Raw genomic sequence first — 16,677 nt, 5'->3', positions numbered from 1 at the left:
CCGGCCACCATCGGGGGCCCGGCGTTCGAGAAGGCGCAGGACGACTACAACGACAGCGGGGGCGGTGCCCCGCAACCTCCGTACCCCGGAGCAGACCGCCAGGTTCAGAGGACCTTGCCGGGGTTGAGCAGGCCGGTCGGGTCGAGTGCGTCCTTGATCGCCCGGTGCACCCGCACGCCCACCGGCCCGATCTCCCGGGCCAGCCAGTCCCGTTTCAGCAGCCCGACGCCATGCTCCCCGGTGCAGGTGCCGCCGAGGGACAGGCCCAGCTCCATGATGGCGTCGAAGGCCGACCGGCCGCGTTCGAGGCTGGCCAGGTCGGCCCGGTCGACCACGATGTTCGGGTGCATGTTGCCGTCCCCGGCGTGCCCGACCACGCCGATCGGGATGTCGTACTCGTCGGCGATCCGGGCCACCCCGTCCAGCAGCGCGGCGAGCGCGTTCCGGGGTACCGCCACGTCGTCGATGATCAACCCGCCGTTCCCGCCCGGGTAGGTCTCGGCGGCGAACCGTTCCATTGCCGGATGGGCCAGCCGGCGGGCCTGGAGCAGCGCGGCGGCCTCCTCCGCGTCGGTGGCCGCGAAGACCTCGTCGGCACCGCTCGCCGCACAGACCTCGGCCAGCCTCGCCAGATCGGCGGCGGCCCGGGGGCCGGTGTCGGCGGCGGCCAGCAGCAGCGCCCCGGCGTCGGTACGCAGTCCCATCGGCCGGTACGCCTCGATCGCGCCGAGATGGGTCCGGTCCAGCAGTTCCAGCAGGCTCGGGCTGAGCCCCTGCGCGGAGATCCCGGCCACCGCCTGCCCGGCGGCGGTCGTGGACGGGAAGACCGCGACCAGGGTCAACGACTCCTCGGCGGCCGGACGCAGGGACACGGTCACCTCGGTGATGACGCCGAGGGTTCCCTCCGACCCGACGAAGAGCCGGGTCAGGTCGTACCCGGCGACTCCCTTCGCGGTACGCCGTCCGGTGCGCAGCACCTCGCCGGAGGCCAGCACCACCTCCAGGCCGATCACGTACTCGGTGGTGACGCCGTACTTCACGCAGCACATCCCGCCGGCGTTGGTCGCCACGTTGCCGCCGATGGTGGACGACTCCCAGGAGCCGGGATCGGGCGGATACCGCAGGCCGTGCTTGGCGACCTCGGCGGCGAGGGCGGCGTTGACCACCCCCGGCTGGACCACCGCGATCCGGTTGACCGGATCCACCTCCAGGATCTCGTCCATCGCCACCGTGGAGAGCAGCACGGCTCCGTCGACCGCGTTGGCGGCGCCGGCCAGCCCGGTCCGGGCTCCCTGCGGTACCACCGGGGCGCCGTGCGTGGCCGCGGCCCGGAGCACGGCGACCACCTCGGCGGTGTCGCGCGGCCGCACCACCACCGCGGGCATCCCGGCAGCGCAGAGGTCCGCCTCGTCGCGCTGGTGGCCGCGGAGCAGGTCGGGGTCGGTCAGCACGGCAGCGTCGCCGAGCACGGCCCGCAGGTCGTCGAGAAGATCCGGCATGCCAGGCAGGCTATCCGCCGGGCGACTACGTCGACCAGCGGCGTGTCAGGCGTTAAGAAGGGGCCCTTTATATGCAGAAAGCGATAAGAAGGGGCCCTTCCTTACCGTGGTTCGGGGGGTTCGGAAGAGGGTAGTCCCCGCCATGCGCTCCGTCCGTGACACCGTGGTCAAAACGCCCTTGGAGGTGGATCGGGAGCGTATCGCCAAGCTGGCGAAGGAGGCGAAGAAGCGGTCCCGGGCCACCCTGCGGGACCGCTGGCACGCGGTGCAGTTCAATCTGGTGCTCGCGCTCCAGGCCGCGGTCGCGGCGGCGTTGGCCTGGGTCGGCTCGCACGAACTGCTGGGCAACCCGTCGCCGGTCTTCGCGCCGATCTCCGCGATCGGCACGCTCGCCTCCTCGGTCGGACAGCGGTTCCGCCGGACGATCGAGCTGATCCTCGGGGTCGCGGTCGGCATCGGTCTCGGCGACGCACTGGTCCTGGGCGCCGGCACGGGGCCGTGGCAGCTCGGCCTGATCGTCTTCCTCTCGATCGTGGTCACCATTTTCCTGGGCGGTGGCCCGGCGGTGGTCACCCAGGCGGCGGCGACCGCGGTGCTGATCGTCACCGTCACACCCGCCTCGATGGAGAACATCGAGTCACCCCGGGTCATCGACGCGCTGATCGGCGGCTTCGCCGGACTGGTGGTCATCGGGCTGGTACTGCCGCTCAATCCGCTCCGGGTGGTGGACCGGGCGGCCCGACCGGCGCTCGGCCGGCTCGCCGAGGAGTTGAGTGAGACCGCCGAGGCGCTCAAGAGCCGGAACGCACACCGGGCCCAGGCGGCCCTGGACCGGCTGCGTCAGGTGGAGGATCACATGCAGGGCTTCGTCGAGGCGCTGGAGGGTGGTCGGGAGACCTCCATCCTGGCCCCGGTGCGCTGGCACCGTCGGGGGGCGCTCACCCAGTACGTGGAGAGTGCCGAGTACATCGAGCACGCCGTACACAACAGCGGAACCCTGATCCGGCGGGCGGTCACCGCGCTGGAGGACGAGGAACCGGTGCCGGAGGAGATGTCGGCCGCGGTGGCGCTGCTGGCCGAGTCGGTACGACTGCTGCGCAAGGACCTCGGCCTCGGCGTACGGCCGGAGGCCGCCCGTGAGCAGGCGCTTCAGGCGATCGGCCAGGCCGGTCGGGCGTACGCGGAGGGGGTCGGGTTCTCCGGCAGCGTGGTGATCGCGCAGGTGCGCACCACGGGCAGCGACATACTCCGGGCCACCGGGATCGAACGGACCGAGGCGAACCGCCTGGTACGGCGGGCAGCGGGCGGCCATGCCGGTGAAGCCGCCGACGACGCGCTCAAGGATCCCGGCGAGCGGGCCTCGGACGCGCCGTCGGACACGCCGTCCTCGGAGGCGCGGACCGCACGGTCGTAGCAGCCGCCACCGCCGCGTGGCCGGGGCGGACCGGCCGTCAGCGCCGCGTGGCCAGGGCGGTCAGCAGGCGGTCCACCTGCCGGGTCGTGCTGCCCAGCCCGATGCTCGCGCGCAGCGCGGTCGGCGGCAGGTCGGCCCGACCGCTCCGGATGGCAGCCTCGGTGAGCAGCCGTCGGGCCAGCGGGTGGGCACAGAAGAGGCCGTCCCGCAGCCCGATCTGCCAGCGCCGGGCCAGCTCCGCGGCGACCTCCGCCGAGTCCCGGCCGGCGACCACGAACGAGACGATGCCCACCCGGGGCGCGTCCGCGTCGAAGGTACGCAGTTCGAGCACGTCCGGGTTGGCGGCGAGACCGGTGCGCAGGTGGGCGAGCAGGGCCTGCTCACGGGCGTGCAGCGCGGAGCGGTCCGTGCCCGTCAGCGCCTCGCAGACGGCGGCCAGCGCCACCGCGCCGAGCAGGTTCGGGGTGCCCGCCTCGTGCCGGCCGGGCCCGTCCGCCCAGCCGATGTCGTGAGTGGCCGCCCCGACCGTGCGGGTGGCCCCGCCACCGGCGAGGTACGGCGGCGCGGCGTCCAGCCAGTCCGCCCGCCCGGCCAGTACGCCGACCCCGAACGGCGCGTACAGCTTGTGTCCGGAAATGGCCACATAGTCGACTGCGAGGGCGGTGATGTCCACCTCGGCGTGCGGGGCGAGTTGGGCGGCGTCCAGCGCGATTCGCGCGCCGTGCCGGTGGGCGGCGACGGCCAGGTCGGCGACCGGCCAGCATTCCCCGGTGACGTTGCTGGCCCCGGTCACCGCGACCAGGATCGGCGCGCTGCCGTCGGTGCCCCGGCGCAGTTCGCGCAGTGCGGCGTCGACGGCCCGTACCGCCGCGCCGGCCGAGCCGGGCACCGGCAACCGGACCGTGTCGACGGGCCACGGCAGCAGGTTGGCGTGGTGCTCCGAGGCGAAGGTCACCACCTTGCCGCCCGGCGGCAGGGCCCGGGCCAGCAGGTTGAGCGCGTCGGTGGTGTTCCGGGTGAAGATGACGTGGTCGTCGGGGCGTACCCCGAGGAAGTCGCCGACTTGTTGCCGGGCCCGCTCGTAGGCCAGGGTGCAGCGCCGGGACAACGCCCCGGCGCCCCGGTGCACGCTGCCGTACCAGGGCAGCAGTTCGGCCACCGCGTCCGCCGCGGCCCGCGCGCACGGCGCGGTGGCGGCGTAGTCGAGGTTGACCTGTCCGGGTACGCCGAGCACGTCCAGCGGTCCGCGACCGGCCGCGGCCGGGCCGGCCGGTACGGGCACGGCGACCGGCCGCGCGGGAACGGTACGGGACACGGGTGCGACGGTGGTGCTCACCGGGTTACCTCCGGGATCCAGGGACCCCGGAGTGGGTGGAGACGGGGTCCGCGCTTGCCCGGTGCGGCATGCACCGAGCCCGGTCATCACCCGGGGCACCCCACCGCGAACTCGACGAGGGTTGCCGGCCAGCAAGCCGGGGCTTGGACGCTGGCACTCGTGACCTGCGAGCGAGCATACCCGGACCGGATGTGGTCGGACCAGCCTGTCCGGGGTGACTACGCTGACCACATGGCCGACACCCCGCCCGGTGCGGCGGCGCCCCAGTCGCCGGCACCGACTCCACCGTGGTCGCCGCCCACGCTGTCCCCGGCGCCCCAGCCGCCGCCGCCCGATCTTCCGGCGGTGAAGGTGGCGGGGCAGCGGCAGGGGTTGAGCGTGCAGCGCCTGTCGGTGATGATCGGCGCGATCCTGCTGATCGCCGTCTGCGCCGTGCTGATGCTGCTCGAACTCGGTGAGCCGGCCGGCGTCACGCCGCTGGTGATCGGGCTGGTCGCGGCGGTCCTGCCGGTGCCGGTCCTGGTCGCCTGCTTCCTCTGGCTCGACCGGTACGAGCCGGAGCCGATCAAGTACCTGCTCTTCTGTTTCGGCTGGGGCGCGGCGGTGTCGACCTATTCGGCGCTCCAGGTCAACACGTTCGCGGCCGACGTGGGACTGCCGGTTCCGCTCGTCGGGGTGCTGGTGGCGCCGTTCATCGAGGAGCTGACAAAGGCCCTCGGTCCGGTTCTGCTGCTGATCTACCGGCGCCGGCAGTGGTCCGGCATCACCGACGGCATCGTCTACTGTGGCCTGTCGGCGGTCGGGTTCGCCATGGTGGAGAACATCCTCTACCTCGGCCTGCACGGCTACGCCGACGGCGCCGACCAGTACGGCCCGGCCACCGGCGCGCAGAACGTCTTCGGGATCTTCATCGTGCGGGTCCTGATCACCGGCTTCGCCCACCCGCTGTTCACCTCGATGACCGGCGTCGGGCTCGGAATCGCCGCCCGCGCCGCCGACATCCGGATCCGGATCCTCACCCCGTTCGCCGGACTGCTGCTGGCGATGATCCTGCACGGCACCTGGAACCTGACGGCCACGCTTGTCCAGGAGACCGGCGAGGAGTTGATCCTGCTCTACGGGTACATCAGCCTGATGGTGCCGATCTTCCTCGGCATGGTCGGGCTGGCGATCTGGCTACGAAGTTGGGAGGGTCGCCTCACCGAACGTCGACTTCCCGACTACGTACGGGCAGGCTGGCTCACTCCGCCCGAGTTGGCGGCGTTGACCAACATCGGCAGACGGCACGCGGCTCGCCGCTGGGCCCGCCGGGTTGCCGGCGACGAGGGCTTCAAGGCGATGCGGCGATTCCAGTTCGCCGCCACCCGGCTGGCGCTGCTGCGCGACGGGCTGACCCGTGGCCTGGACGCCAAGCCGATACAGCGGGCGCGGGCCCTGGCCGAGGAACGGGAGCTGCTCGGCGCGATGCACGACGCCCGGCAGGCCTTCGTCGGGCGCGATCCGCAGGCGCCGGCCGGGGTGTGGGACGGGAGCTATTACCACCTGACCTTCCCGGACGGGAGCTTGCGGACTCTGGAGGCCCCGCACGAGCCGGTGGTGCCGATCCCGGTCGTGCTCGCGCCACCCCGTCCGCCGGTACCCGCCGGTGTCGGCTACGGCCCGCCCGGCCCGTACGGCGGGGCGCCCACCTTCGGGGCACCTCCGGGAGCGTCCTGGCCCGGTCCGCAGCAGCACCGCTGAGGCAGCCCCGCCCAGCGGTCGCCCGCCCGCAGGTCCGGAGGGTGTCGCTCGGCTACAGGTAGAGCCCCGTGGAGTCGGTCTCCACCCGTTGCGCGGCCACCGCGTGCACGTCACGCTCCCGGAGCAGGACGTACTCCCGGCCGTGCAGTTCGACCTCGGACCGGTCGTCCGGGTCGAACAGCACCCGGTCGCCGGAGACGATGGATCGCACGTTCGGACCGACGCCCACCGCGGTCGCCCAGGCCAGTCGCCGCCCCATCGAAGCGGTCGCCGGGATGACGATGCCGGCGGTCGAGCGCCGCTCCCCCTCGCTGCCCTCCGTACGGACCAGCACCCGGTCGTGTAGCAGTCGGATGGGCAGGCCGTTGTCGTTGTTTGAGTCGGCGGTCACGACCGGAACGGTACCCCTCCTGGTCGTCGGGCCGGCTGCTGGCATCGGCCTGCGTAGCGTGCCGGGCCAGCCTCTGCGTGTCCGGCTACGGTAGGAGGGCCGATTCCTCAGTGGGAGGTGCGCTTGAGCCGCTTCGAGCAGTTGCGGGCGAGGATCCGTCGTGCCTACGAGGCCGGGCGGCCCCGGTCCGGCTCGACCGGTAACCCGGGCGGGGACCAGGGGGCCGGACCGGTGGACTCGCCGTCGGCGGCGAATCCATTCGCGCCGGTCGAGGGCGACTCCTCGACCGACGTCCACCCCTCGACGTCGAGCCGGGACGACGCGGACGTACCGCACGGGCTGCGCATCGCGGCGGCCTGGTCCTGGCGGCTGATCGTGATCGGTGTCGTCGCCTGGACGCTGATCCGGGTGGTCGGCACGATCCGGATCGTCATCATCCCGCTGATCATCGCCCTGCTGCTCTCCGCCCTGCTGGCCCCGGCGGTCGGGCTGCTGCTCCGGGCCCGGTTCCCCCGCTCGCTGGCCACCGCGGTGGTACTGGTGACCGGGCTCGCCGCCGTGGTCGGCACCCTGACCCTGGTGGTCAACGAGTTCATCCGGGGCGTACCGGACCTGAGCCGCAACGCCACCGGCGGCATCCGGCAGATCCAGGAGTGGTTGAAGACCGGCCCGCTGCACCTGTCGGACAACCAGCTCAACTCGTACATCGAGCAGGGCGAGCAGTGGATCAACGAGAACACCCAGTCCCTGACCAGCGGGGCGGTCTCCACCGCGACAACCGTCTTCGAGGTGCTCACCGGCGCCCTGTTGGTGCTCTTCGCCACCTTCTTCTTCCTGCGCGACGGCGGGAAGATCTGGCGCTTCATCGTCCGGCTGCTGCCGGTGGCCGCCCGCTGGCGGGTCGACGACGCCGGTAGGGCCTCCTGGGCGACCCTGGTCGCGTACGTCCGGGCGACCGTGCTGGTCGCGTTCATCGACGCGGTCGGGATCGGCATCTTCCTGGTCATCTTCGACGTCCCGTTCGCGTTTCCGCTCGCCGCGCTGGTCTTCCTCGGCGCGTTCATCCCGATCGTCGGCGCGACCCTCTCCGGTGCGGTGGCGATCCTGGTCGCCCTGGTCGACAGCGGCTGGGTGACCGCGGTGATCATTCTCGGCGTGGTGATCGGGGTGCAGCAGATCGAGGGGCACATCCTGCAACCGCTGATCATGGGGCGTGCGGTGGCCATCCATCCGCTCGCGGTGATCGTCGCGATCGCCGCCGGTGTCGTCCTGGCCGGAATCGTCGGCGCCCTGGTCTCGGTACCGCTGATCGCGGTGCTCAACACGGCGGTCCGCCGGCTGGCCCACCGCCGGCCGCCCGAGGTGCCGTCGCACGCCGTCGTGGTCGCCAGCCAGGCGCCGTGAGCGGCGGCCCCGGCCGTCAGCGGCCGGGGCTCAGGTCCGGGCCAGTCGCTCCAGGGCGCCCCGGGCGATGTCGGGCCGGGTCGTGTACCAGAACGGCGGCAGCGACCGGCGCAGGAAGGCGCCGTACCCCCGGGCCGTCTCCAGCCGAGAGTCGAGCACCGCGACCACACCCTTGTCGCCGGTGGACCGGATCAGCCGACCGACGCCCTGCGCCAGCCGTACGGCCGCGATCGGCACGCTCACCGAGGCGAACCCTGAGCCGCCGGCCGAGTCCACCGCGGCCGCCCGAGCCGCCGCCAACGGCTCGTCCGGGCGCGGGAACGGCAGCCGGTCGATCACCACGAGTTGGCACGAGTCGCCCGGCACGTCCACGCCCTGCCAGAGCGACATGACGCCGAACAGGCAACTCGCCCGCTCCTCCCGGAACCGGCGGACCAGCAGCGGCAGCGCCTCCTCGCCCTGGAGCAGCACGGGCAGATCGGTCCGCGCCCGCAGCAACTCGGCGGCCTGGAGCGCGGCCCGCCGGGACGAGAACAGCCCGAGAGTACGACCGCCGAGCGCGCCGACCAGCCCGAGCAGTTCCTCGCCGGCGGCGGCCGGCAGGCCCGAGGCGGCAGGGCGGGGAAGATGCGCGGCGACGTACAGGATCCCCTGGCGGGGATAGTCGAACGGCGAACCGACGTCGAGCGAGCGCCACCCGCTGGCCGCCTCGGCCGGGCTCTCCCGGGCCGGTGTCGTGGGCCCGGTCGCCGGTGCGTCGGCCGTGATCGTGGATCGGGCCGGTGCGCTGGACCGGGCCGGTGCGGCGGATCGGGCCGTACCGGCGGCCAGTGCTCCGGCGGCTGGCGAGGGTGGGGCGGCCGGAGTCGGGGCCGGACCGAGCCCGAGGGCCCTGGCCACGGTGTCGAACCGGCCGCCGAGGGCGAGCGTGGCCGAGGTGGCGACGACGGTGCGGTCCTCGTACAGGTGGGTGGCGAGCGTGCCGGCCACGGAGAGCGGCGCCACGACCAGGGCCCGACGGCCGGCCGCCGCGCCCTCCGGCTTCTCCACCCAGGCCACGTCGTGGTCGGCCTCCTCCAGCAACCGCTGGGAGGTCTTCGACAGCTCGTCCAGCATCGCCTTGGACTGCTGCTTGCGGACCGGGTCGGGGTCGTCGGCCTTCACGTCGCCGATCTTCTCCAGCGCCGCCCTGGTCGCCGCGTCGAGCAGGGTGCACGCCTCACGGAGCGGCCCCGGCAGGCCGCCGGTGATCCGTCCGGCCGGCGCCTCGGCCAGCCCGACCGTCAGGGCGTCGCCGGCCGCGACCAGCGCCTCGGCCACGTCCGGGGTGATCAGTGGCCGGGTACGCCGGGCCGTCCGGTCGATCAGCTCCGGGATCAGCTCGGCCTGTGCCGCCGAGGAGACCCGGTCGGCGAGTTCGTGTGCCTCGTCGACCACCAGCAGCTTGTGCGGCGGCACGATGTGCCGGCCGGCGAGCATGTCGACGGCCAGCAGGCTGTGGTTGGTCACCACCACGTCCGCCTCCCGGGCCCGGGCGCGGGAGGCCTCCGCGAAACACTCCGCGCCGTACGGGCAGCGTCCCGCCCCGACGCACTCCCGGGCCGGCATCGACACCAGCCGCCACGCCTGGTCGTCCACGCCCGGGTCGAGTTCGTCACGGTCACCGGTGTCGGTCTCCATGGCCCAGTCGCGGATCCGCTCGATCTGCTTGCCCAGCCGGCCCGCCTCACCGAGCCACTTGGTGCCGCCGCCCCGGCCCGGGGTGTCGAAGAGCGTGTCCTCCGGCTCGTCCTCTGTGGAGTTCTCCAGCCGGGCCAGGCACAGGTAGTGGTGCCGGCCCTTCAGCACCGCGAAGGTCGGCCGCTGGCCGAGCACCGGGGCGACCGCGTCGGCGAGCCGGGGCAGGTCGTGCTCGACCAGCTGGGACTGGAGCGCGAGGGTCGCCGTGGAGACCACCACCGGTCCGTCCACGGTCAACGCCGGGGCGAGGTAGGCCAGGGACTTGCCGGTGCCGGTCCCGGCCTGCACCAGCAGGTGCTCGCCCGAGGAGATGCACTCCTCGATCGCGGCGGCCATCTGCTGCTGGCCCTCCCGGGTGGAACCGCCGGGCACGGCGCCGACGGCCGCGGCCAGCAGCTCGGTGCCGCTGGGCCGACCGGCGCGGCGGCGTTTCCTGGGCCTGGCGACCGGAGCGGCACCGGCCTCCGCCGCCGCGGGCCCGGTCAGGTTGGGGAAGCTGGCGTCGGTGGCGGGCGCGGTCACTGTGCGACCGTACCCGCCCGTCCCGACAGGGCGACGCCCACTCGACCGGCGGGTCTCCGACACCGACGGTTCGGCGGAGTGATGTTGCCGATTCCGACGCCTGGCGGATGCTTCGTGCACGGCGAGTATTGGGCCAGATCCGCTAGGGTGCGGGCATGCCGAGCGAGATGGTCCGGGTCGTCTACCGCAAGTACGACGGCACCGCGCACCGGGACTACCCCGCCCGCAGGCTGACCGAGGACGACCTCGGTGTCTGGCTCGGCGTGACCGCCGGCACCCAATCGGTCTACCACGGTCGCCCGTCGGTGGAGCAGATCCCGTTCGTACTGCTCGTGCCGCACGACGCGTGGTGGAGCACGATGTTCAACCCGCCGCCCCGGACCAGCGAGGTCTACTGCGACATCGCGAGTCCGGCTCGCTGGGAGGGTGACACCGTCCACCTGATCGACCTCGACCTGGACGTCGTACGGCGACGGGGCACCGGAGCGGTGGAGCTGCGGGACGAGGACGAGTTCGCCGAGCACCGGGCCCGGTTCGGATATCCCGAGGACGTGGTGACGAACGCCCGGGCCGCCGCCGAGTGGCTGTACGGCGCGCTCGGCGACGGCACCGAACCGTTCGCGTCCGCGTACCGGAAGTGGCTGGCCCTGGTGGTCTGAGCCGGCGGCAGCGGGGCCGGGGAAATCGGTCGCGGGCTGCTGCCGCGTGGCCCGTGCGCGGACTGCTGCCGCGTGGTCCGGGCGCGGACTGCTGCCGCGTGGCCCGGGCCGGCTAGCCGGCCTGCTGACGCCGGATCGGCCAGGGGTGCTCGCCGGGGGCGATCCGGGGTACCCGGGCCAGTTTCGCCGGGTTGACCTGGTGGTAGATGCCGGTCAGTCGGCCCTGCTCGGTGACGAACCACATGACGCCGCGCAGCGGCAGGTCGGGCCGGTACTCCGCCTCGACCTGGATGCCCAGGCTGCCGTTGACCAGTACCGGCATCATCCGGAGGTCTCTGGTCTCCCACGCGGCCCGCCGGAACAGTCCGAGCGTGAACCGGGCGACCTTGAGGGCGCCGACCACCGGGTGCCGGGAGGTCGGGAAGAGACCGCCGCCGTCGCCGACGAAGACCACGTCGGGGGCGAGCAGTTCCAGCAGCCGGTCCAACTCGCCGGACTCGGCGGCTTCCAGGAAGGCGGTGAGCAGGCGTTGGTGCTCCGCCGGATCGGCGGGTTGGCCGGGACTGCCGTCCGTCACCGCGCGCCGGGCCCGGGAGGCGAGCTGCCGGGCCGCGGTCGGGGTGGTGCCGAGCGCCGTCGCGATCTCCGCGAACGGCACCGCGAAAACGTCGTGCAGGACGAACGCGACCCGTTGTTCGGGGGAGAGCCGTTCCAGCACGGTCAGCAGGGCGATGCCGACCTGGTCGGTGTGGGCGGCCCGTTCGGCCGGGTCCGGCGCGAAGCTGTTGGGGCCGCCGGTAAGGGCGCCGGCCGGGCCGGGCAGCCGGCTCACGACCGGCTCCGGCAGCCACTGCCCGTGGTACGCCTCCCGGCGCACCCGGGCCGAACGCAGCACGTCGAGACTGATCCGGGCGGTGGCGGTGGTCAACCAGGCCCGCAGGTCGCGTACCTCGGCGCGGGCTTCCGGTGTGGTCAGGGCGGTGGCGTAGCGCAGCCAGGTCTCCTGGACGGCGTCCTCGGCCTCCGCCCGGCTACCCAGCATCCGGTAGGCGACCGCCATCAGGTGGTCACGTTCGGCCTCGAACTCGGTCGCCAGGTCCCGCATGGCCGTCTCCCCGTCCGCTTCGCGTCTCTCCCCGTCCGCTTCGCGCGTCTCTGCGAGGTTAGCGCCGGGCCCGTTCGTGCTGTCGGCCATCGGGCAGTGACAGGTGTCTCAGCAGCGGCCGACCGCCTGGGGGCGGATCGACCGAAGGGTGTGCTCTTGTGGCGTTCCGGGTACTGCTGCGGGTTGACCGGTTTCGGCCGTCCAGGGCGCGCGTCGCGGTTTGTCCCGGCCGGGTGACGGTCCGGGCGACGATACGAGGGGGTGGCGTGGCACCGTCAAGATGAACGAAAGGTAAATGGCAAGTGAACCGCCCCTGACCAGGGGTGGGCCGGGCAAATCTTCGATCCGAGGTTTCCTAGCATCTCCCAGGGGCAGCCTCCTGCGGCCCGCCACCCGTCCGCCGACGCAACGAGGTTGTGCCGTGAAGTTTTCCCTCCGCCCATCCGAGGGCGCCTTCTACGAGTTGTTCACCAGAGCCGCTCAGAACCTTGTGCGCGGCACCGAACTGCTCAACGAACTTGCGCTGCCCGGGGTCGACGTGCAGTCGGTCAGTGAGCGACTCACCGAGGTCGAGCACGACAGCGACCAGATCACTCATGATCTCTACAAGAAGATCAACTCGACGTTCGTCACGCCCTTCGACCGGGAGGACATCTACCGGCTGGGCTCGCTGCTCGACGACGTGATGGACCACCTGGAGGCGGTCGGCAACCTGCTCTACCTGTACGGGTTGACCAAGCTGCCGTCGCTGCCCCGGGAGATGCACGAGCTGGTGAACGTCCTGGACCAGCAGGCGAAGCTCACCGCGGACGCGATGCCCCGACTCAAGTCGATGAAGGACCTCGAGGACTACTGGATCGAGTGCAACCGGCTGGAGAACGACGGCGACCAGGCGTACCGGATGTTGCTGGTCCGCCTCTTCTCCGGCGAGTACGACGCGCTGACCGTACTGAAGATGAAGGAGGTCGCCGACGAACTGGAGGCGGCCTGTGACGCCTTCGAGCACGTGGCGAACACCGTCGAGACCATCGCGGTCAAGGAAAGCTGACCGGTGGATCCTCAACTCATCGCCGTACTGGCGGTGATCGCCGTCGCGCTCGTCTTCGACTACACCAACGGGTTCCACGACGCCGCGAACGCGATCGCCACCAGCATCTCCACCCGGGCGCTCACCCCGCGGGTCGCGCTCGGAATGGCGGCCATCGGCAACTTCATCGGCGCGCACTTCGGCGCCGACGTCGCGAAGACGGTCGGCAGCGGGCTGGTCGCGCTACCCGACGGCACCTCTGGTCTGGGGATCGTCTTCGCCGGTGTGATCGGCGCGATCGCCTGGAACCTGATCACCTGGTACTTCGGCCTGCCGTCGTCGTCCACGCACGCGCTGATCGGCGGACTCGTCGGGTCGACGCTCGCCGCCTCCGGCACGGTGCTCTGGGGCGGCATCGCGGAGAGCGTCGTGCTGCCGATGGTGCTCTCCCCGGTGGTCGGCTTCCTGCTCGGTTACATCGTCATGATCTCGGTTCAGTGGATCTTCCGGAACGGTCAGCCCGGCAAGCTGAACCGGGGTTTCCGGTGGGCCCAGACCGCCTCGGCGGCGGCGATGTCGATCGGGCACGGCATGCAGGACGCCGCGAAGACGATCGGCATCGTGGTGCTCGCCCTCTTCGTGGGCGGCTACCAGAACAGCGCCGAGACGATCCCGGAGTGGGCGTTCTGGACCTCGGCGACGGTGCTGGCCCTGGGCACGTACGCGGGTGGCTGGCGGATCATCCGTACCCTCGGCCGCAAGATCATCGACCTGCGTCCGCCGGAGGGCTTCGCGGCCGAGACGGTGGCCAGCGGGGTGCTCTACTTCAACGCCCTGGTGCTGGGCGCGCCGATCTCCACCACCCACACCATCACCTCGGCCATCATGGGCGTCGGCGCCACCAAGCGGCTCTCCGCCGTCCGGTGGGGCGTGGCCGGGAACATCGTCGGCGCCTGGGTGCTGACCTTCCCCGCCGCCGGCTCCATCGGCGCCCTGATGTTCTTCCTGGTTCGCCCACTGTTCTGAGGTGTTAGGAAGGGCCCCTTCTACAACAGAAAACGATAAGAAGGGGCCCTTCCTTACAGGTAGCTCACGCCGATCTGCTGGCGGATGTCGTCGAGCAGGCCCATTACTTCGAGGGTGGTGGAGTGGGGGACGAGCGGGCTTTCGAGGAGGTTGGCGCGTAGGCAGCGTTGTACCTCGGCCGCCTCGTGCTGGTAGCCGGAGCCGGTGAGGTCGATGGGGAGGAGTTCCGGGGTGGGGGCGCCCGCGCGGTGCAGGGTGGCCTGGGTCGGGCGGTAGAACGGCGGCGCCAGGTCGATTCGGCCGGTGCGGCCGGTGATCGTCGCCGCTACCGGGGTCGCGCCGATCATGCCGCAGGTCAGGGTGGCGACGGCGCCGGAGTCGTAGCCGAGGACCATTCCGGTGTTCTCGTCGACGCCCTCGGGGCTGATCTTCGCCCAGGCGCGGACCTGGTCCGGCAGGCCGAGCAGCAGGTGCGCCAGACTGATCGGGTAGACCCCGAGGTCCAGCAGGGCGCCACCGCCGAGCGCGCGGGCCCGCATCCGGTGCTCGGGCGGGAACGGCCCGCCGACTCCGAAGTCCGCCTGCACGCTGGTCACCTCGCCGATCGCGCCGTCGGCGATCAGCTCCAGAATCCGGAGTACGACGGGATTGCACCGCATCCACATCGCCTCCATCAGGAAGAGGCGGTTGGCGCGGGCGGTGTCGACGAGCCGCTGGGCGTCGGCCCGGTCCAGGGTGATCGGCTTCTCGCAGAGCACCGCCTTGCCGGCCGACAGACAGGTCATCGTCGCGTCGAAGTGCGCGGCGTGCGGAGTGGCGACGTACACCACGTCGATGTCGTCGTCGGCGGCGAACTCCTGCCACGACCCGTACGCCCGGGGCACGCCGTGCCGGTCGGCGAAGGCGCGGGCGGTCTCCAGAGTGCGTGAGCCGACCGCGACGACCTCGGCGTCCGGCAGCAGCCGGAGGTCTTCGACGAAGGTGGCGGCGATGTAACCGGTGGCGAGGATGCCCCAACGTGTCATTCCGGCACCGTAGCCGAGCGGATCCGCTCGCCTGTCGGCTCCCCCGAGCGGCAAGATCGCGGCTGGCCGGGCGCTGGGCGCGGCCGTCCCGGTGGCCTGACTACCCTCGCAGCATGCCGTCCTTTGCCGCCCCGGAGTCGATCATCGAACACGCCCGCCGGTTCTATGCCCAGGGCGGGGTTCCCGTCCCGGCCCGGCCGGCGGCGACCGTACTGCTGCTCCGACCGGACCGGTCCGGCCGCGAGGGCTTCGAGGTGTACGTCATCCGCCGCGCCGCCACCATGACCTTCGGCGGCATGTACGCCTTCCCCGGCGGCAGTGTCGACCCGGAGGACTCGGAGATCCGGCTGGACTGGTCGGGGCCGGAGCCGGCGCAGTGGGGTGAGCGGCTCGGTCTGCCGGCCGGTCAGGCCCAGGCGATGGTGTGCGCGGCCGCCCGGGAGGTCTTCGAGGAGGCTGGCGTGCTGCTCGCCGGGCCGCATCCGGAGGCCGTGGTCGGCGACGTCAGCGGCGACGAGTGGGAGGTGGCTCGGCAGGCGCTGGTGAACCGGCGTACCGGCTTCGCCGACCTGCTCCGGGACTGTCGGCTGGCTCTCCGGTCCGACCTGCTGCTGCCGTGGAGCCGCTGGGTCACGCCGGAGTTCGAGCCGCGTCGGTTCGACACGTACTTCTTCGTCGCGCTGCTGCCGGAGGGGCAGCGGCCTCGGGACGTCTCCGGGGAGGCCGATCACACGATGTGGATCCGCCCGGCGGACGCGCTGGCCCGGGCGGAGGCGGGCGAGATCGCCATGCTGCCGCCCACCATGATCACGCTGGCCGAGGTCGGCGAATGCCCGGACCTGGCCGCGCTGCCGGCCGCCGCCGCGCTGCGTGACCCGGCCAGGCTGATCATGCCCCGCGTCGAGCTGTCCCCCGACGGCGCCGCCCGCTTCCTCCTCGACTGAGCCGTACCACGTTAAGAAGGGGCCCTTCTTCTACAGAAAGCGATAAGAAGGGGCCCTTCCTTACACCCTCAGCCGAAGCGGCCGGTGATGTAGTCCTCGGTCTTCTTCACGCTCGGGTTGCTGAAGATCTTCTGGGTGTCGTCGTACTCGATGAGCCGGCCCGGGTCGCCGGTCCGCTCGATCGAGAAGAAGGCCGTACGGTCGGAGACCCGGGCCGCCTGCTGCATGTTGTGCGTCACGATGATGATCGTGTAGCGGTCCTTGAGCTTGAACATCAGGTCTTCGATGGCGAGCGTGGAGATCGGGTCCAGCGCCGAGCACGGCTCGTCCATCAGCACCACCTGCGGCTCGACCGCGATGGTCCGGGCGATGCAGAGCCGCTGCTGCTGGCCGCCGGAGAGCCCCGCACCGGGCTTGCCGAGCCGGTCCTTGACCTCGTCCCAGAGGTTGGCCGACTTCAGCGCCCGCTCGGCGGCGTCCTCCAGCACCGACTTCCGGCGTACGCCGTTCAGCCGCAGCCCGGCGACCACGTTGTCGAAGATCGACATGGTGGGGAACGGGTTGGGACGCTGGAAGACCATGCCGATCATCCGGCGGACCGCGGTCACGTCCACGTCCCGGTCGTAGATGTCCTCGTCGTCGATGGTCAGCTTGCCGTCGACCCGGGCACCCGGCAGCACCTCGTGCATCCGGTTGACGGAGCGGAGGAATGTCGACTTGCCGCAACCGGACGGGCCGATGAGGGCGGTGACGGTCTTCGGCTCGACGGTGAGGTTGATGTCCTCGATCGCTTTGAACGATCCGTAGTACGCGGTGACGTTCATCGCTTCGATGCGCTTGGCCAT

Annotated in this window: 14 protein-coding genes and 1 riboswitch; of the genes, 7 read left to right on the top strand and 7 right to left on the bottom strand. The window is 72.0% G+C overall.

Annotated elements, in window-relative coordinates; genetic code table 11:
- Positions 1–104 precede the first annotated feature (104 nt).
- Complete coding sequence (locus ACFP2T_RS03760; RefSeq protein WP_377417244.1) at positions 105–1,499, bottom strand: FAD-binding oxidoreductase; 1,395 nt, start codon at positions 1,497–1,499, stop codon at positions 105–107.
- A gap of 178 nt (positions 1,500–1,677) precedes the next feature.
- On the opposite strand from ACFP2T_RS03760, the gene ACFP2T_RS03755 reads away from it, so the two are divergent.
- Positions 1,678–2,913 carry an FUSC family protein gene (locus ACFP2T_RS03755; protein ID WP_377417893.1) on the top strand — a complete coding sequence of 412 codons (1,236 nt, stop codon included), beginning with the start codon at positions 1,678–1,680 and terminating at the stop codon, positions 2,911–2,913.
- Positions 2,914–2,950: 37 nt separating this feature from the next.
- Here ACFP2T_RS03755 and ACFP2T_RS03750 read toward each other — a convergent pair whose 3' ends face one another.
- A complete protein-coding gene (locus ACFP2T_RS03750; protein ID WP_377417891.1) occupies positions 2,951–4,195 on the bottom strand; it encodes an aminotransferase class V-fold PLP-dependent enzyme in 1,245 nt (414 codons plus the stop codon).
- A gap of 99 nt (positions 4,196–4,294) precedes the next feature.
- Positions 4,295–4,414, bottom strand: a riboswitch (SAM riboswitch).
- 24 nt (positions 4,415–4,438) lie between these two features.
- On the opposite strand from ACFP2T_RS03750, the gene ACFP2T_RS03745 reads away from it, so the two are divergent.
- Positions 4,439–5,989 carry a PrsW family intramembrane metalloprotease gene (locus ACFP2T_RS03745; RefSeq protein ID WP_377417889.1) on the top strand — a complete coding sequence of 517 codons (1,551 nt, stop codon included), beginning with the start codon at positions 4,439–4,441 and terminating at the stop codon, positions 5,987–5,989.
- A gap of 52 nt (positions 5,990–6,041) precedes the next feature.
- Here ACFP2T_RS03745 and ACFP2T_RS03740 read toward each other — a convergent pair whose 3' ends face one another.
- Positions 6,042–6,380 (bottom strand): GroES family chaperonin, encoded by a 339-nt coding sequence (locus ACFP2T_RS03740; RefSeq protein ID WP_377417242.1) that lies wholly within the window; start codon positions 6,378–6,380, stop codon positions 6,042–6,044.
- A 102-nt stretch (positions 6,381–6,482) separates the two neighbouring features.
- Here ACFP2T_RS03740 and ACFP2T_RS03735 point away from each other — a divergent pair, with 102 nt between their 5' ends.
- Positions 6,483–7,784: an AI-2E family transporter gene (locus ACFP2T_RS03735; protein ID WP_377417887.1), complete on the top strand. Its 1,302-nt coding sequence runs from the start codon at positions 6,483–6,485 to the stop codon at positions 7,782–7,784.
- A 30-nt stretch (positions 7,785–7,814) separates the two neighbouring features.
- Here ACFP2T_RS03735 and ACFP2T_RS03730 read toward each other — a convergent pair whose 3' ends face one another.
- A complete protein-coding gene (locus ACFP2T_RS03730; RefSeq protein ID WP_377417240.1) occupies positions 7,815–10,046 on the bottom strand; it encodes an ATP-dependent DNA helicase in 2,232 nt (743 codons plus the stop codon).
- 155 nt (positions 10,047–10,201) lie between these two features.
- Here ACFP2T_RS03730 and ACFP2T_RS03725 point away from each other — a divergent pair, with 155 nt between their 5' ends.
- Complete coding sequence (locus ACFP2T_RS03725) at positions 10,202–10,705, top strand: DUF402 domain-containing protein (RefSeq protein ID WP_377417238.1); 504 nt, start codon at positions 10,202–10,204, stop codon at positions 10,703–10,705.
- A gap of 112 nt (positions 10,706–10,817) precedes the next feature.
- Here ACFP2T_RS03725 and sigJ read toward each other — a convergent pair whose 3' ends face one another.
- Positions 10,818–11,810: an RNA polymerase sigma factor SigJ gene (gene sigJ, locus ACFP2T_RS03720; protein ID WP_377417236.1), complete on the bottom strand. Its 993-nt coding sequence runs from the start codon at positions 11,808–11,810 to the stop codon at positions 10,818–10,820.
- Between the two features lie 421 nt (positions 11,811–12,231).
- Here sigJ and ACFP2T_RS03715 point away from each other — a divergent pair, with 421 nt between their 5' ends.
- Both ACFP2T_RS03715 and ACFP2T_RS03710 read left to right on the top strand, forming a co-directional pair.
- The gene (locus ACFP2T_RS03715) at positions 12,232–12,858 is read left to right on the top strand and encodes a DUF47 domain-containing protein (protein ID WP_192766660.1); all 627 of its coding nucleotides are present in this window, start codon (positions 12,232–12,234) and stop codon (positions 12,856–12,858) included.
- Between the two features lie 3 nt (positions 12,859–12,861).
- Positions 12,862–13,863: an inorganic phosphate transporter gene (locus ACFP2T_RS03710; RefSeq protein ID WP_377417233.1), complete on the top strand. Its 1,002-nt coding sequence runs from the start codon at positions 12,862–12,864 to the stop codon at positions 13,861–13,863.
- A 53-nt stretch (positions 13,864–13,916) separates the two neighbouring features.
- On the opposite strand, the gene ACFP2T_RS03705 is transcribed toward ACFP2T_RS03710, so the two are convergent.
- Positions 13,917–14,888, bottom strand: coding sequence for a Gfo/Idh/MocA family protein (locus tag ACFP2T_RS03705; RefSeq protein WP_377417231.1), 972 nt, complete (start codon positions 14,886–14,888; stop codon positions 13,917–13,919).
- A gap of 113 nt (positions 14,889–15,001) precedes the next feature.
- Between ACFP2T_RS03705 and ACFP2T_RS03700 the strand changes: the two genes are divergently transcribed.
- A complete protein-coding gene (locus ACFP2T_RS03700) occupies positions 15,002–15,832 on the top strand; it encodes an NUDIX hydrolase (protein ID WP_377417229.1) in 831 nt (276 codons plus the stop codon).
- Positions 15,833–15,900: 68 nt separating this feature from the next.
- Here ACFP2T_RS03700 and pstB read toward each other — a convergent pair whose 3' ends face one another.
- A complete protein-coding gene (pstB, locus tag ACFP2T_RS03695; RefSeq protein WP_377417227.1) occupies positions 15,901–16,677 on the bottom strand; it encodes a phosphate ABC transporter ATP-binding protein PstB in 777 nt (258 codons plus the stop codon).

The sequence above is a fragment of the Plantactinospora solaniradicis genome (assembly GCF_042658085.1).
GTDB lineage: Bacteria > Actinomycetota > Actinomycetes > Mycobacteriales > Micromonosporaceae > Plantactinospora > Plantactinospora solaniradicis.
The sequence above is the reverse complement of the archived record's forward strand: the minus strand, read 5'-3'. Positions and strand labels throughout refer to the sequence as shown.

Coding starts and splice junctions, on each gene's coding strand:
- ACFP2T_RS03760 (WP_377417244.1), bottom strand. CDS start 1,499: ATGCCGGATCTTCTCGACGACCTGCGGGCCGTGCTCGGCGACGCTGCC.
- ACFP2T_RS03745 (WP_377417889.1), top strand. CDS start 4,439: ATGTGGTCGGACCAGCCTGTCCGGGGTGACTACGCTGACCACATGGCC.
- ACFP2T_RS03725 (WP_377417238.1), top strand. CDS start 10,202: ATGCCGAGCGAGATGGTCCGGGTCGTCTACCGCAAGTACGACGGCACC.
- sigJ (WP_377417236.1), bottom strand. CDS start 11,810: ATGCGGGACCTGGCGACCGAGTTCGAGGCCGAACGTGACCACCTGATG.
- ACFP2T_RS03705 (WP_377417231.1), bottom strand. CDS start 14,888: ATGACACGTTGGGGCATCCTCGCCACCGGTTACATCGCCGCCACCTTC.
- ACFP2T_RS03700 (WP_377417229.1), top strand. CDS start 15,002: ATGCCGTCCTTTGCCGCCCCGGAGTCGATCATCGAACACGCCCGCCGG.
- pstB (WP_377417227.1), bottom strand. CDS start 16,677: ATGGCCAAGCGCATCGAAGCGATGAACGTCACCGCGTACTACGGATCG.